Here is a 14,989-nt window from a genome sequence, read left to right as displayed (position 1 = left end):
ATGACTCGAATATTCCGGATTTTATTGCTGATAGGCTGTTGTGCGGCGATGGATGCGCCCGCGCAGCAGCATAAAATTCCAATGGGCTACGATGCTTTCCGTGCATGGGAGCAGTTACCGTTGCAGCGCATCGGCGTACGCGCTTACATGCGCAGCACTTACGCGCGTAACGGCGGCGGTTATGATGCGTCGAATTTCCTGTTTATGAACAGGGAAGATGAAAACGTGACGCTTGATGTGAAAGGCGCCGGCGTGCTGTATTTCTTCCGCGCCAATCACTGGCATGGCAGCCCCTGGCATTTTACGGTGGATGGAAAGGATAACATCGTGTCCGAAACTGCCACCGCCGATCCCGTGGATGCCGTCAAAAAGTTCAAGGGTACGGCGTTCATACCGGCGGCAACGTTCCCGGAGCCGATTGCGTGGACGTGGGGCACCACCAAAGGCGCCAACCTCATCTGGGCGCCGCTGGGTTTTCAACAGTCGATGCGGATCGCTTATTCGAGAACGTTTTACGGAACGGGGTATTACATTTATCACCTGTATGCGAACAGGGACGATTTGTCTGCCCCGCTTCGCAGCTGGCATATCGGCCAAGCGCCCGATCAGGACGTTACCGCACTTTTGCAGCGTGCCGGAACGGACTTTGCGCCGCAAAACATCAAAAAGATCAGCGGCCGGGTGAAGCTCGATAAAGAAGTTGTATCACTGGGCGAAATCAAATCAGGCCCATCGGCGGTGAGAGCTTTAAAGCTGACACTGCCGCTGGATAAAGCGGAAACGCTGGAGCGGGTGCGGCTGCGGGTGACCTGGGACGATGCGGCGCATCCTTCCATCGACGCGCCGTTATGCCTGTTTTTCGGCGCCGGTACCTTTTTCAACCGGGAAAAGAAAACATACCTCGTGAAGGGGCTGCCTGTCAATATCCGTTTTGATTATGCCGCCAATAAAGTGGAGCTGGCCTGTTATTACCCGATGCCGTTTTTCAAATCCGCCAGGTTCGAACTGACGGATATTCGTCCCGGTGATACGGAAATCGGCTATGAGGTGCGGTATGAACGCTCGAGGCTGCCTGCGGCGCGGAGCGCTTATTTCCATGCCACTTATCGAAACATCCCGAAACCGGAACTGGGCAGGGATATGACCTGGCTCGATACGCAGGGTGCTGAGGGCCACGCCGAATGGTCCGGCAGCTTTCTGGGCACTTCTTTCATTTTCTCGCACAACGCCAATCTGAGCACGCTGGAAGGCGACCCGCGCTTCTTCTTCGACGATAGTCAAACACCCCAGGCATACGGCACGGGTACCGAAGAATGGGCCGGCGGGGGCGACTATTGGGGAGGGGAGAACATGACGCTTCCGCTCGCCGGTCATCCCTGCGGGTCTACTGAAAAGAAAACGGCCGTCAACGACAAGGACCTCATCCAATCCGCGTACCGCTTCCTGCTGGCCGACCTGATGCCGTTTGGAAAACGCGCCGTCATCCGCTTCGAGCATAATGAAAATGTGGCGCAGGAACATTACGAAACGGTGTGTTACTGGTACGGCCTGCCGTCGCCATCGCTGGTGAAAACGGATTCGCTGGATGTGGGCAAAATTGCCGACGAACAGGCGCATGATTATACGTCTCCCCAGGCTTCTGCTGTAGATACCATCCTTTCAAGATATGAATGGGGACCGGATGCCTATCCCGCGCACGCGTGGGGATATGATCTGCCCAAACGGCCGGGTTACAAGGAGTTGATCGGCAAGGAAATTTACCCGGCGCATAAAGAAGACGGGCGCACGACTACGGGTACTTCAGAGTTCACCGTCCGCCTCCGGAAAAACAACCTGGGCGCACTGTTACGCCGGACGCTCGACTACGGTTATCCCAACCAGACGGCGGAAGTATTCGTTGCCCCGGCGGGAACGGACAAATGGCAGAAGGCGGGCACCTGGTACCTGGCCGGCGCGAACACGTATGTGATTTCACGGCCGCCGGGAGAACTGGCGCCGCGGCAATACAAAGTCGAAACCTCCAACCGGCGTTTCCGTGACGATGAGTTCCTGATCCCCGCTTCGCTTACAAAAGGGCGCGATGCCATCCGGGTGAAAATCCAATTCGTTCCCGATACACAGGAACTGTACCCAGGTCATCCCTTCCCCCGCAAAAGCGTTTGGAGCGAACTGAAATACGACGTGTACAGTTACATTCTTCCCACTTTAAAATGAATACATGCGCGGAGTTAGTCTGATCATCCTGATGTGCGCCGCATTGTGCAGCCGCGGCAACATCCGCCTGCCGGCCGTAATCGCCAGCAATATGGTGTTACAGCAGCGCGACAGTGTCAAAATATGGGGCTGGGCGGATCCGCATGAAAAAATCACCCTGACGCCATCATGGGATAAAAAAACATATGAAACCACCGGCTCCCGCGATGCCCGCTGGGAAATCAACATCGCGACGCCGGCGGCCGGTGGCCCGCACACCATCACCCTGAAAGGGAAAAACACGATCGTGCTGACCAACGTGATGGTAGGGGAAGTATGGATCTGCTCCGGGCAGAGCAATATGGAGATGTGCGGGCAATGGGGGCTGCAGGATATCAAAGCGGAACTGCCCACGGCGCATCTGCAAAACGTCCGCTTTTTTCACATCCCGAAAACAACCGCTCCTTACCCGCAGGAAAACTGCGAAGGGCAATGGACGGCCTGCGACAGCGCCACGTTGCCGTCTTTCAGCGCAGTCGCCTATTTTTTCGGAAAACGTTTAAGTAAAGAGCTCAACGTGCCCGTTGGGCTCATTGCTGCCAGCTGGGGCGGTACCGCCGCGGAAATCTGGACGCCGGGCGGCATCGTGCACAAAGACCCGGTGTTGGCGCAGGCGGCAAAAAAAATAGAGCCCAGCGGCATGTGCCCCTACGAGCCCGGATACGCATTCAACGCGATGATCGCGCCCGTAACCCACTATGCCATTGCCGGCGTCATCTGGTACCAGGGAGAGAACAATACCGGCGCGGCCTCCACATACCGCCGCTTATTCACGGCGATGATCGACAGCTGGCGCGATGCCTGGCAAAGGGACCTGCCATTTTATTTCGTGCAGATCGCGCCGTTTGTGTACCGCCTCAAAAACACAGGCGCCCTGCTGCGGGAGGCGCAGCTGCAAAGCGCCACGCATCATAAAACCGGGATGGTGGTCGTTACCGACCTCGTGGCCGACACCCACAACGTTCACCCGGCGAATAAACATGATGTGGGATGGCGCCTCGCGAATATGGCCCTCGTGAATACGTATCACAAACAGGGCATCCCGTTCCAAAGCCCGGTTTTCAGGAATATGGACATACAGGGGAAGAAAGCCGTGGTGACATTCACGGGCGACAAGGGATTGAAAATAAAAGGACCGGTAGCGACGGAATGGCTGATGGCCGGGCCGGACAGAATATTCCATCCTGCCACCATCTCCATCCGCGGCCAGCAGGTCACCGTATCGAGCCCGATGGTAAAAGCACCTGTAGCCGTTCGTTACGGATTCAGGGATGCCGCCATGGGCAATCTTTTCAGCGGGGAAGGGCTGCCGGTGTCTCCGTTCCGTACAGACTCCTGGGATGTAGCAATTAAATAGCCGCAAGCCATAGGGATAATTTTTTCAGTATGCCCGGCCTGCCTGTTAGGTTATATCTTTGGAGGAAATCTTTCCACCATGTACGAAAAGAAAATACCCGAAATGCTGGATTGCGGGCTGGCGGTAGCCATCAAGGTGATCGGCGGCAAATGGAAAGCCTGGATCATGGATTGCATCCGCCGCGGCGTGCGGCGGCCGAGCGCCATTCATCGTGAGATGCAGGAGGTCAATCCCCGCATCATCAACCTCCACCTGAAGGAACTGGAAGAATACGGGATGATTTACAAAGAGATCTATGCCGAAGTGCCTGCGCGGGTGGAGTACCATTTTACCACGGTCGGTCAGAGCGTGCTGCCGGTGATTGATGTGCTGGAGGAGTGGGGCAATACGCATAAAGAGTACATTCACCGCAACAACGCCGCATACACCGCAGGCTCCTGCGAGTTTCTCCCAGAGGAGTTGCGGAAACATGCCTGAAAAGGCAGGCCGGGCCCTCGCCCAAAAGAGCCCGGCCGCCGCAGTCAGACTGGTTTTCTCAGTACTTTGATAATCGCAGCATGTTCTTCCGCGCCGTAACCCGCGTCAATCGCCCGCTGGAAGATATCCGCGGCAAACTTCGGCAGTTCACTGCTGATGCCCGCTTCCGCCGCCTGCTGCACCAGCAGGTGCAGGTCGTTGCCGGTGGTCTGGATCGTGCTCTCGGGATCGGTGAATTGACTGTGCTGGATCACTGTTCCCATATGTCTTGATTCCACAGCGAGGATGGGAGAGATGTGCTCGATCAGCGCACCGAATTCATCCGTCCGCATGCCTTCGTTTTCCATGATCAGCGCGCCATGCGTAAAACCTATCCAGCTGCCTGCCAGGTAGGCCATCACGGCTGAAAACTGTACCGCCGAAGCGCCGGCTTCTTCGCCGAGATAGCTGACTGATCCGCCCAGCGCCTTCAGTACTGTTTCATGCAGTTTGAATTTGTTTTCGTTGCCGGAAACGGTGATGGTCGCTTCATCCGTGCCGATCTGCCTGGGCCAGGCGAGTATGTCGCCATTCAAAGCATGTGCGCCATGCTGTTTCGCCCATACTTCCAGCTCGCGGGCTTCCTTGGGGGTGCCTGTGCTCAGCTGCACGATGGTGCGTCCGTTCAGTGCGGCAGTAGCGCCGGCAGCTTCGAATATTTTACGGGTGACTTTATAGTCCGCTACGCAGATCACCAGCACCGGGCTGGCTTCCACGGCCTCACTGACGTTTGCGGCCAGTGTGGCGCCTTTCGCGATGAGCGGGGCCGCCTTCGTGTGATCCCTGTTCCAGATGGTCACCTCAAATCCTTTTGCGATGAATGCGCGGGCGATGGCCGAGCCCATCACTCCCAAACCGATTACACTTACTTTGTTGTTTGTTCCTGTCATCTTCAACTGTTTTGATAATGCCTGCAAGTTAGCCGGCATGGCGCGCGATGGCAATACGGGATAAAAGTTTCACGTGGGGGAAAATTTTATCTCCGGCAATTGAAATGATAGTTTGTCAGGAAGGTTCGTGCAGCCGGATCAGCAGGCCTTCGTCCCCGTCGAGGCTGATCGTATGGCTGACTTTGCCGCCTTCTAGCTCGCGGGAAACGGCGATCTCCACTGTTCCGTTAAATGAAAAATTATCCGGGCGAAAATAACCCGGCCGGTGCGTCAGGTTGAGCACGATGAGGAACGATGGATGGCCTTCGCTGCGCCGGGTAAAGGCCATCACCTGGCTGTCTGCATACACGGCATTGTAACTGCCGGCCGAGAGGGCAGGCTCCTTCCGCCGCAACTGAATCAGGCGGTGAAAGAGGCGTAGCATGGAATGGGCGTCGGCCCGTTGCGATTGCACATTCGTCCGCGCATATGCTTTATCCAGCCTCAGCCAGGGTTTGCCCGGGGAGAACCCCGCATTTTTGCCCTCGTCCCACTGCATGGGGGTGCGTGCCGGGTCCCTGCTCAGGTTTTTATCCGGCATATTGAGGCCCTGCGGATCCTGTATCTCCTCCCGGGGAATGGCTACATCACGCATGGCGATTTCATCGCCGTAGTAAATGGTGGGCGTGCCGCGAAGCGTCAGCAACAGCATGGCTGCCACCGCGGCCTGGTGCATGCCGACGCGGCTGGCGATGCGCGGCCGGTCGTGATTGCTGAGCACCCAGTTCGGCCATCCGCCAGGCGGTAACGCGCCTTCGTATTCGTCGATGGTGGCGGCGATCTGCCGGGCATCCCAGGGCAGCGCCATCAGCAGGAAATTAAATGGCAGATGGGCGCCGTTGTTGTTTTCTCCGTAGTACGCCATCAACCTGGGAATGGGCAGGTATACTTCCGCTATCAAAACCCGGTCCCCTTCGTATTCTTCCAGCACGCTCCGCATTTTACGCGTAATGTCCTGCACTTCCGGCTGATCGGTGGAATACACCGGCAGCAGCTGGTCGAAAGTGGGCAGATGCGGCGCATAGTCGGGGTTCACCGGGTTGTCGCGCAACTGTTCGTCTTTAAAAATGAACCAGAGTACATCCACCCTGAACCCGTCTACTCCTTTATCCAGCCAGAAGCGCATGACGTTGAACATCGCTTCCTGTACTTCCGGATTCCGCCAGTTGAGGTCCGGCTGTTCTTTGAGAAAAGCGTGGTAATAATACTGCTCCGTGCGCTCGTCCCATTCCCATCCACTGCCACCGAACACGCTCAGCCAGTTATTCGGCAGGGAGCCGTCCGGCTGCGGATCTTTCCAGATATACCAGTCGCGTTTCGGGTTATCGCGGCTGGAACGGGATTCCAGGAACCAGGGATGCTGATGCGAGGTATGATTGGGAACGAGATCCAACAGCAGCTTCATGCCCCGTGCATGTACGGCTTGCAGCAGTTCATCGAAATCGGCGAGGTTGCCGAACAGCGGGTGTATATCCGTATAGTTGCTGACGTCATAACCGAAATCAGCCATGGGAGAGGGAAAGATCGGCGACAGCCAGATGGCGTCGATACCCAGCCATTGCAGATGATCGAGCCGCCGGCGGATACCTTTCAGGTCGCCTACACCGTCGCCGTTGCTGTCCTGGAAAGAACGGGGATATACCTGGTAAATGATGCCCGTCTGCCACCATGGTTGTTGATTCGAAGCCATTGCGCCGTTGTTTTGATGGATCATTACAGCACAACATTTCTGCCAGAAATGAACCGGTGGCTCAGGAATGGGCATAAGCCTGCGCAAATTCCGATGCGAATACATCGAAGCTGCGCGTCCCCCATTCTTCGTGCGTGTTCTGCTGATAGTGCGCGTCAAGCAGGCCTTCGCGGATGGCGATGCCCATGTCTACGATGTAGTGCTGCGCCGCATCGCGGGAAAATCCGCCGGCGACGAGGGCATCGAGTAACTGATCGTCCGGGAATCGCACCCATTGCAGTTCCGGGCGACCAACGGCGTGGCCGATTATCTGGGCCGCTTCGTGGCCTGTTTTCCGGTCACTGACGATGTAAAGGATTTCTTTTCCTGCAAACGACCGTGTGTGCAGTGCTGTTGCCGCCGCTTCCGCGATGTCGTGCGGGTGGCTCATGATCATGGTGGCGGATGCGTCGAAGTTATTGCCGATAATGCCCTGATGGCGGATAAGCGGAATACTGCCATAGAAGTTGGAATAAAAGCCGCCGGGCCGGAGGTGCAGGATGCTGGTGCCGGTCAGCCGATCAAGCCGTGTTTCCAGGTTTTCATAACCCTGCAGCGGCGCGCTGCCGGAGAGGGGTGACCCGCTGCTGCTCAGGTTCACCACATGTGAAATGCCCGTTGCTTCGATGGCTGCGGCATACCGGTCCTGTACATTCCGCACGAAGGCGTTGTAGTCCGGTGCGCTGAAATTCGGCGGCACCATCGTGTACACGGCATCGGCCCCGCTGAAAGCGCTCCGGAGAAAGGACTCGTCTTCCACGGAACCGATGGCCGCCGTTGCTCCCATTGCTTCGATCTGGGCCGCGCGTGAAGGCTGCTGACTGATGAGGGTTACCTGATGCCCTTTCCCGACAAGGATTTCCGTTAGTTTGCTGCTGATGTTCCCTAAAGAACCGGTGAGGGTGATGTTCATACTTTTGTTGTTTGGTGATTTGCTGATGCAAAAGTATCTTCGTACTTACTTTTTGACAAGTACTTACCCTAAAGTATGTATCATGACGAAGGCGAAAGAACAATCCACCATCCAGCTCAACAAACAAACGGTATTCAAGCTGTGCCCCATTACGTATGTGATGGAGAAGATCGGCGGCTACTGGAAGCCTATTATCCTGTTTCATTTGCTGTCTGGCAGCAAGCGGTACAGCGAGCTGAAGAAAGCGATGCCGCATGTGACCGAAAAGATGCTGGTGCAGCATCTCAAACAACTGGAGGCCGATGGGCTGATATTGCGCGTGGCGATGCCGGTAGTGCCGCCGCATGTGACGTACAGTTTAACGGAGATGGGCATGGCGCTGCGGCCGGTGCTGCATGCCATGGCGAACTGGGCCATTGCTGAAGGGAAGAAGCTGAAAAAGCCGTTGTTCAGGAGCATAGAGGAGTTTCCGTTGGGGTGAGTGGGCTGCATTCGATAACGAACTTTTAACGTGCCTGGTAGGATCTTTGAACTAAAGAGCGATCTGTTAACTCAGCAATTGCTATGAACAAACCTGTTTTTGAAAAGGCATATAAAGAATGGTTTTTAGAGATTAAGGCCAAAGTTCACCGTGCTCAACTAAAAGCGGCATCAAATTTTAACCTCGTCCTTATTGACCTGTATTGGCAGCTAGGGAAAGAAATAGTAGACAGGCAGGCGGAATTTAAATGGGGCGATAACTTCTTGCAACGGCTTTCATTGGATCTTAAAAGCAGCTTCCCGAAAATTAATGGGTTCTCTCGTAGAAATCTATACACGATAAGACAATGGTACCTGTTCTTTTCATCTACCTGCGAATTTGTGCCGCAGCCTGTGGCACAATTGCCCTGGTCGTATCAGACACTCCTGATATCGAGGGTAAAAGATATAGACATTGTGATTATTTACGCTAAAGCCACGCACAAGTACGGCTGGTCGCGCGATACGTTGGATATAAATATTAAAAATGGATTTCATGCAAGGCTGGGGAGTGCAGATCATAATTTTGAGCTCACTTTGCCCCGTCCTCAGTCGGATCTTGCAAAAGAAACGATTAAAGATCCGTACCACTTTGATTTTTTGGGACTTGAAATGGATGCCCAGGAACGTGAAATAGAGTACGCACTTACTCAAAAGATAACGGAATTCATGCTGGAGTTGGGGAAAGGATTTGCTTTTGTCGGGAGGCAGTATAAAATAGGGGTAAATGAAACTGACTATTTTATCGACCTGCTCTTTTATCATTTGCATCTCCGGTGTTTTGTCGTGATTGAGTTGAAAGCAGGTCGATTCAAGCCGGAGTATGCCGGAAAATTGAACTTTTATCTTTCTGCGGTTGATTCCATGTTAAAGCATCCGTCCGATCATTGCTCAATTGGAATTTGCTTTGCAGGTCGAAAGACAAAATTGAAGTGGAATATGCTTTACGGGATATGAATAAGCCCATCGGCGTGAGCGCTTTCGAATTATCGCAAGTTATTTCGGAGGAATTGAAGTCACAGCTCCCTACAGTCGAAGAAGTTGAATCCAGCCTGGGAAATGGACAATTGGATTAACCGTCGTGCTAAAGTATTTCGGTTATCCCATGCCTGGATTTCGGCATGAAAACCGTGGCTTGAATGAAAATAATTTTTCCTAACAGGAAATATTATTTTCTTTTAAGGAAATAATTTTCCCATCTTTGTCTTCAGGTACTCCAACAAAAGTGGGCACCCGCACCCATGACAGAACATTCCGCATTACACGGCAAACTGGCCCTGTTCGACGGCCCGGGGGAGCCGTTCCGCCTCAAAGAGCTGCGTGTTCGGGCATTGCAGCCCGGCGAAATGCTCGTACGAAACATCTACACCACCATCTGCGGCAGCGATCTGCACACCTATTGCGGCCTGCGGCAGGAACCTTGTCCCACGGTGCTTGGGCACGAGATCGTAGGGGAGATCGTACAACTGCATCCAGATCATCCCGGTGTTGATTTGTTTGGAGAACCATTGCAGCCCGGCGATCGTGTAACGTGGACGATTTTTTCGAGCGACCCGGCATCGTTTCATTCGCTGCGCGGCATGCCGCAAAAAGGGGACGGCCTCTATAAATATGGGCACGTGCGGGTGTCGGGCGAGGAGGCCTTTCATGGGGGGCTGGCGGAATTTTGTGTGTTGAAAGCGCATACCGGCATTATCAAACTCCCGGAAAACATGCCGGCATCCGTGGCGGCTACCATCAACTGTTCGGTAGCCACCGTAGCCGGCGCGTTGCGCATGGCGGGCGATGTGAAGGATAAAAACATCCTCATCACCGGTATGGGACATTTGGGCATTACCTGTGCAGCGATGTGCAGGGAGGCTGGTGCGGCATGGATTGCGGCGGCAGATATTACGGCGAAAAGAGTGGACGATGCACAGCGCTTTGGCGCCGACGGGCTGTTCGACATGAAAAACGATCAGGCGGAACTGCGCGGAATCCTTCGTGAACGCACCGGCGGAAAAGGGATCGACATCGCTTTCGATATGAGCGGTTCGCCGGAGGCTATGGAGTTTGGCTTGTCGTGCCTGGGCATCGGCGGATGCGCGGTGTGGATCGGCGCAGTGTTCAACACACGGCCTTTGCAGTTCAGTCCCGAATACATTATCCGCAACCTGCTGACCATTAAAGGCCTGCACAACTATAATTTCGACGACTTCAGATATGCCTTTGATTTTATGCGGGGGAATTGGGAGAAATATCCATTCGGCAGCTTGGTGGAAAAGGAATTTCCGCTCGAAGCGGCGAAAGAGGCGTTTGAATATGCCCTGGCGAACAGGCCCCTGCGTGTGGGTGTCAGGCTATAGACGACGAAAACAAACGGAAACGTATATACGGCGATGTCCGTGATTTGAATCAGATGATGGCCCATCCGGAACTGGTAATGAAAAAACAAAAAGCCGCGCTTGACAGGCGCGGCTTTGTCTATTTGAAAATTTCCGTAATGGCCTTGCCAATCCAGACCTGCGGCTGCACCAGCCCGAAGAGCCGGGCAATGGTGGCGGCCGTGTCGAAGGTCATGACGCTGCCCTGTACCTCATGGTTCTGCCGGATGCCGGGGCCCTTTACGATCCATGGGATTTCCATTTCATTCATCGAAATCGCGCCGTGGCCTTTATTGATGCCGCCATGGTCGGCCGTGAAAATAACAACGGTGTTTTGCTCCATGCCGGCGTCGCGGATGGCCTGTAGAATTTCTCCGACGTGCGTATCGGTGCGCTCGATGGCGGCATAATATTCCGGCGTGCCGTGACCTACTTTATGACCCACGCTGTCCACATCGTGCAGGTGCACAAAAAGGAAGGCCGGCTTCTTTGATTTGATGTAATCGCAGGCGGCCGCGGCAACCGCTACATCGCCATCTGAATTTTGATCTTTATTCACGGCTGCTTTCGGGAAAAGGTAGCCGATGCCGTCCCACTCGTAAATGACACCAATCTCGCTTTGCGGCCGGGCCTTGCGCAGCAGGGCATACACGGTGGGGAACATGCCGTATTCATCCAGCACTCTTGCCGGCAGATCGGGCTTTTTACTGCCCCAGGTGGTATACCCATGTAACTCAGGCCCGGCGCCCATTACCATTGACGCCCAGTTGGGAGCACTGGAGGAAGGAAGTACGGTCCTGGCATGCAACGTCCAGGAACCTTTTTGCATCATTCCGCGCAGCACCGGCGTCTGAGATTGTTGAAATGCATAGGCCCCGAACCCGTCCGAACCGATCAGGATAATGTGCTTCGGTGTGCGCTGGGCGATGGCCTGGTGGCACAAGATGAAGAGGCATGCCACCAGCAACCGGGTGGATTTTACTGATATCATAACAATAAAAATTTCCGGTCAAGATAAAACAGAAATTTCTTTATAGGAAAATTAATTTCCATTCAGTAAATTTGTTACCGGCTCAATTCACCAAAGAAATACATGACCAACAGGCGTACGGTGGTGTTTTTCTTATGATTGATGGGCACGTGGGCAATGTTGCCGTCGAAAAACAGTGAATCGCCTTCAGAAAGATCGAAGGTTTTGTCTTCGAGCTGGTATTGCAGCTTGCCGCTCAGTACATACAGGTATTCGTAAGCGGAAGTAGTGACCTGTTGCCGCCGTGCACCGGGTCGCAGCGTCAATAGCGAGATCTGGAACGCGCCGCCTGCAAAGTTGTTTTCGAAGATGGATTGATATTCGAAGCCGGTAGCGCCTTCTTCTTTTTCGTAAGCCGTATAACTGTCTTTCGGGATAAAAATATACCCGGGAAAATTGTCCTCCGCGCTCAGCTCGGCGAAAAAGGTTTCTGTTTTGATGCCCAGTTTCTGGATAATGGTAAAAAGTGTGGGGATGGTGGGGAGCATGCGGCCGTTCTCGATCTTTGAAAGCATCGCCGATTTAATGCCGGTAACACCGGAAAGATCCAGCAGCTTCAGGCCTTTTTCCTTTCTGTAGCGGCGGATCAGCCCGCCTATCCGGTGATAGACAAGGTGCCCGCTGTTCACCGCATCCTGTTGTGATTCCTCGTGCATATGACTTAACGATTATTTAAGAATAACACCGCTAAATTAACGAATAAGAAATATAGTTTCGTGTCAGGAAATAGTTAAGTCGCTGCACGCCACAGTGAACCTCGTTTGTATGATCAGTTTTCGGAGTATTCGGATAACAGGAATGCTCTCTTAAATCATTTGCCTCATGGAACCACAAAACATGCGCACGCCCGAGGAAAGCGGGCGGTGGAGGATGCTGTTGCTCACAATGTGCTGCTACCTGTTTTTTTATACGGGCCGCCATAACTTCGGCTGGGCTTCGCACCAGCTGGCAGACACATTGCATATTTCGTTCGAAAAAATAGGGTGGATCAGTTTCGCCATGCTGGCGGGCTATGCGGTAGGGCAGCTGATCAACGGCAACCTGGCAGACAGGTTCAGCCCGAAACACATGATCGCGGTTGGCGGTTTGTTATCCGCAGCGGCAAACATCCTGATCAGTTTTTCGGATTCGTATATAGTGATACTGGTGCTGTGGTGCCTGAATGGATATTTTCAGTCGATGGCCTGGGCCTCCGGCAGCCGCATCATCGCCAACTGGTGGCGCAGCGGTAACAAAGGGCTGGCGTACGGTCTGTACACCATGTCCGCGGGTTTGTCGTCTGTTGTTACCTATGTCTTCTCCATCCTTCTCGTGGAAGAAAACTGGCGCAGTGTTTTCCGCATCCCGGTATTATTTCTTGCAGGCGTGGTGATCATCTTCTTCATTTTCGTGCGGAACGCCCCACGGGAAATCTCGCCGGAAGAAGTAGAGCGTAACACCCGCCCGGGCTGGCAACAGGCATATGCTGCCGTGCTGGGCAACAAACGTTTCCTGGTCGTATGCCTGTCGCTGGGTTTTCAAAGCATGGCGCGTTATGCGCTGATCTTCTGGATCCCGTTATATTTCCTGAGCACTGATTTCACCGGCGCCCCTTCGAAAGTCTGGATCAGTGTGCTGTTGCCGGCAGGTATGGCGGTGGGCGCGTTTGCGTTCGGGTTCATCTCCGACCGGCTGTTCGGCGGTAACCGGGTGGCGTCGATCTTTACCGGCATGATGATCTGCGGCCTGCTGTCTGCATTGATCTATATGCTCAACGTGAAAAGCGGCGTCACCATCGGTGTGCTGGTGTTTTGTGCTGGTTTCTTTTCCTACGGCCCGCAGGCGAACTTCTGGCCGCTGGCCCCGGAACTGCTGGGGCAAAGTTACGTGGGCACCGGCACAGGCGTCATGAACATGGTGGCGTATGTGTTCGCCGCTATCGGCGAGCCGTTGATGGGCCGGCTGATCGACGCGACCGGCGACAAAGCGGTGATATTTCCCGCTGTGGCGGTGATCGCCTTTTGCAGCGCTGTTGCCATACTGGGCGCGGCTTCGGGGCGGCGCCCGGCGCCTGGTTTAATGCCTTTGCAGTTGTAGTATGGCAGTCACGGCGGATTGGATAAGCCGTATTTCTTTATATTTGCATCAACCCTAATTTAAAATAGCATGAAAAAAATTTTCGCATCTATCACGCTTTTGCTGGCGGTATTGATCTCTTTTGCCCAATCCCTTAAAAACGACGTTATTCTCAAACTCAACGGGGAAGAGCTCACCGGTAAGGTGGTTAAAATCAACGACGGCGACGTGGAATTCGCCTATGCCGGCGAAACGCTGGTATACAATATCAAAAAGGCCGAAATCATGAAGATCACTTTCGGTAGCGGCCGTATCCAGGTTTTCAACAACCAGCCGCAGGCATCCGCTGAAAAACCGCAGAACAGCCCGGGCCTGGAAGACCACCACAACAAAGTGGCGATACTGCCTTTTACTTTCGTCCGCGATGGTCAGCCGGCAGACGATGCTATCAGCGAGCAGGTGCAGAACGAATGTTTTTCCTATATGAGCAAACATGCGGGCGTCTTCACCATCCTTAATCCCCGCACTACCAACGCCATGCTGATCAAAGCCGGCATCAACCGTCAGAATATCAAGGGGTATACGATGGATGATCTGTGCAATATGCTTGGTGTTGAATATGTGGTGGATGGCGTCGTGAATATGAATAAAACCACACAAACAACTTACCAGTCCGTTTCCGGTACCGCCAAATCCAAGGACGACGACAAAGACCGCAAGGTCAATGCATATTCCTATGGCACAGCCACGCAGAATTTCCAGACCAAACTCAGCCTGGCCATATATAACGACAAGGGCACCAGCGTGTACGACCAGGACAGAACTTCATTCTGGAACACACAGGATGCCTATAAAAACACCCTGGAATATCTGTTGAAACGCTCTCCACTTTACACGAAATAAAATCCCTCATTCGTCGTATGGAATTTTTAAAAACCACCCTGACGGCATTTGTTGCACTGTGCTTATCTGTATCCGCTTTCGCACAGGATGCAGCCGGAACGGGCAAGATCTATTTTGTACGGAATACCGGCTACAACGGTGTAGCCCTGTCTTTTCACTGCTTTATCGACAGCAGCCGCGTCTGCGATCTCAGGAACAAACGGTATTCCGTTCATGACGTACCTGCCGTAATGTTACCTATCGGTATATGGAAGACAGGAAACGTTACCTGCCGCTGCGGGAGGAAGTTTCGAGCAGCTTGCGGGTGTTGGGCAGGCCGGTGGAAATGATCACGGTCAACGAATATTCGAATTATAAAAAGATGTAACAGAAAAGGCGGGATGAAACTCCCGCCTTTTTTGTTACAATATCTTTGCCGCACA

12 protein-coding genes and 1 pseudogene are annotated in these 14,989 nt (G+C 53.7%); 8 read left to right on the top strand and 5 right to left on the bottom strand.

Going from position 1 to position 14,989, the window contains the following annotated elements:
* The 3 genes from EGT74_RS19330 to EGT74_RS19320 all read left to right on the top strand — a co-directional run bounded on the left by EGT74_RS19330 (position 1) and on the right by EGT74_RS19320 (position 4,087).
* Complete coding sequence (locus EGT74_RS19330) at positions 1 to 2,214, top strand: DUF2961 domain-containing protein (protein WP_123848208.1); 2,214 nt, start codon at positions 1 to 3, stop codon at positions 2,212 to 2,214.
* Between the two features lie 4 nt (positions 2,215 to 2,218).
* Positions 2,219 to 3,610: a sialate O-acetylesterase gene (locus tag EGT74_RS19325; protein WP_123848207.1), complete on the top strand. Its 1,392-nt coding sequence runs from the start codon at positions 2,219 to 2,221 to the stop codon at positions 3,608 to 3,610.
* Positions 3,611 to 3,688: 78 nt separating this feature from the next.
* Complete coding sequence (locus EGT74_RS19320; protein ID WP_123848206.1) at positions 3,689 to 4,087, top strand: winged helix-turn-helix transcriptional regulator; 399 nt, start codon at positions 3,689 to 3,691, stop codon at positions 4,085 to 4,087.
* Positions 4,088 to 4,131: 44 nt separating this feature from the next.
* On the opposite strand, the gene EGT74_RS19315 is transcribed toward EGT74_RS19320, so the two are convergent.
* The 3 genes from EGT74_RS19315 to EGT74_RS19305 form a co-directional block, all read right to left on the bottom strand.
* Positions 4,132 to 5,016: an NAD(P)-dependent oxidoreductase gene (locus EGT74_RS19315; RefSeq protein ID WP_123848205.1), complete on the bottom strand. Its 885-nt coding sequence runs from the start codon at positions 5,014 to 5,016 to the stop codon at positions 4,132 to 4,134.
* A gap of 115 nt (positions 5,017 to 5,131) precedes the next feature.
* Positions 5,132 to 6,745, bottom strand: a complete 1,614-nt coding sequence (locus tag EGT74_RS19310) for an alpha-amylase family glycosyl hydrolase (protein WP_123848204.1) — start codon at positions 6,743 to 6,745, stop codon at positions 5,132 to 5,134.
* A gap of 61 nt (positions 6,746 to 6,806) precedes the next feature.
* Positions 6,807 to 7,697 (bottom strand): NAD(P)H-binding protein, encoded by an 891-nt coding sequence (locus tag EGT74_RS19305; RefSeq protein ID WP_123848203.1) that lies wholly within the window; start codon positions 7,695 to 7,697, stop codon positions 6,807 to 6,809.
* A gap of 82 nt (positions 7,698 to 7,779) precedes the next feature.
* On the opposite strand from EGT74_RS19305, the gene EGT74_RS19300 reads away from it, so the two are divergent.
* The 3 genes and pseudogenes from EGT74_RS19300 to EGT74_RS19290 all read left to right on the top strand — a co-directional run bounded on the left by EGT74_RS19300 (position 7,780) and on the right by EGT74_RS19290 (position 10,561).
* Positions 7,780 to 8,178 (top strand): winged helix-turn-helix transcriptional regulator, encoded by a 399-nt coding sequence (locus EGT74_RS19300; RefSeq protein ID WP_123848202.1) that lies wholly within the window; start codon positions 7,780 to 7,782, stop codon positions 8,176 to 8,178.
* A gap of 83 nt (positions 8,179 to 8,261) precedes the next feature.
* Positions 8,262 to 9,292 (top strand): annotated as a pseudogene (locus EGT74_RS19295) (PDDEXK nuclease domain-containing protein).
* A 165-nt stretch (positions 9,293 to 9,457) separates the two neighbouring features.
* A complete protein-coding gene (locus EGT74_RS19290; RefSeq protein ID WP_123848201.1) occupies positions 9,458 to 10,561 on the top strand; it encodes a zinc-binding dehydrogenase in 1,104 nt (367 codons plus the stop codon).
* 118 nt (positions 10,562 to 10,679) lie between these two features.
* Here the strand turns inward: EGT74_RS19290 and EGT74_RS19285 are convergent, their stop codons facing one another.
* Positions 10,680 to 11,570, bottom strand: coding sequence for an alkaline phosphatase (locus EGT74_RS19285; protein ID WP_123848200.1), 891 nt, complete (start codon positions 11,568 to 11,570; stop codon positions 10,680 to 10,682).
* Positions 11,571 to 11,644: 74 nt separating this feature from the next.
* On the bottom strand, positions 11,645 to 12,265 hold the full coding sequence (locus EGT74_RS19280; protein ID WP_123848199.1) for a helix-turn-helix domain-containing protein: 621 nt from the start codon (positions 12,263 to 12,265) through the stop codon (positions 11,645 to 11,647).
* A gap of 166 nt (positions 12,266 to 12,431) precedes the next feature.
* Between EGT74_RS19280 and EGT74_RS19275 the strand changes: the two genes are divergently transcribed.
* Positions 12,432 to 13,685 carry an MFS transporter gene (locus EGT74_RS19275; protein ID WP_123848198.1) on the top strand — a complete coding sequence of 418 codons (1,254 nt, stop codon included), beginning with the start codon at positions 12,432 to 12,434 and terminating at the stop codon, positions 13,683 to 13,685.
* A gap of 69 nt (positions 13,686 to 13,754) precedes the next feature.
* Positions 13,755 to 14,567 (top strand): hypothetical protein, encoded by an 813-nt coding sequence (locus EGT74_RS19270; RefSeq protein WP_123848197.1) that lies wholly within the window; start codon positions 13,755 to 13,757, stop codon positions 14,565 to 14,567.
* Positions 14,568 to 14,989: the final 422 nt, after the last annotated feature.

It is taken from the genome of Chitinophaga lutea, assembly GCF_003813775.1.
Lineage (GTDB): Bacteria > Bacteroidota > Bacteroidia > Chitinophagales > Chitinophagaceae > Chitinophaga > Chitinophaga lutea.
Note: the sequence above shows the minus strand (reverse complement) of the source record. Positions and strands in the feature narration are given on the sequence as shown.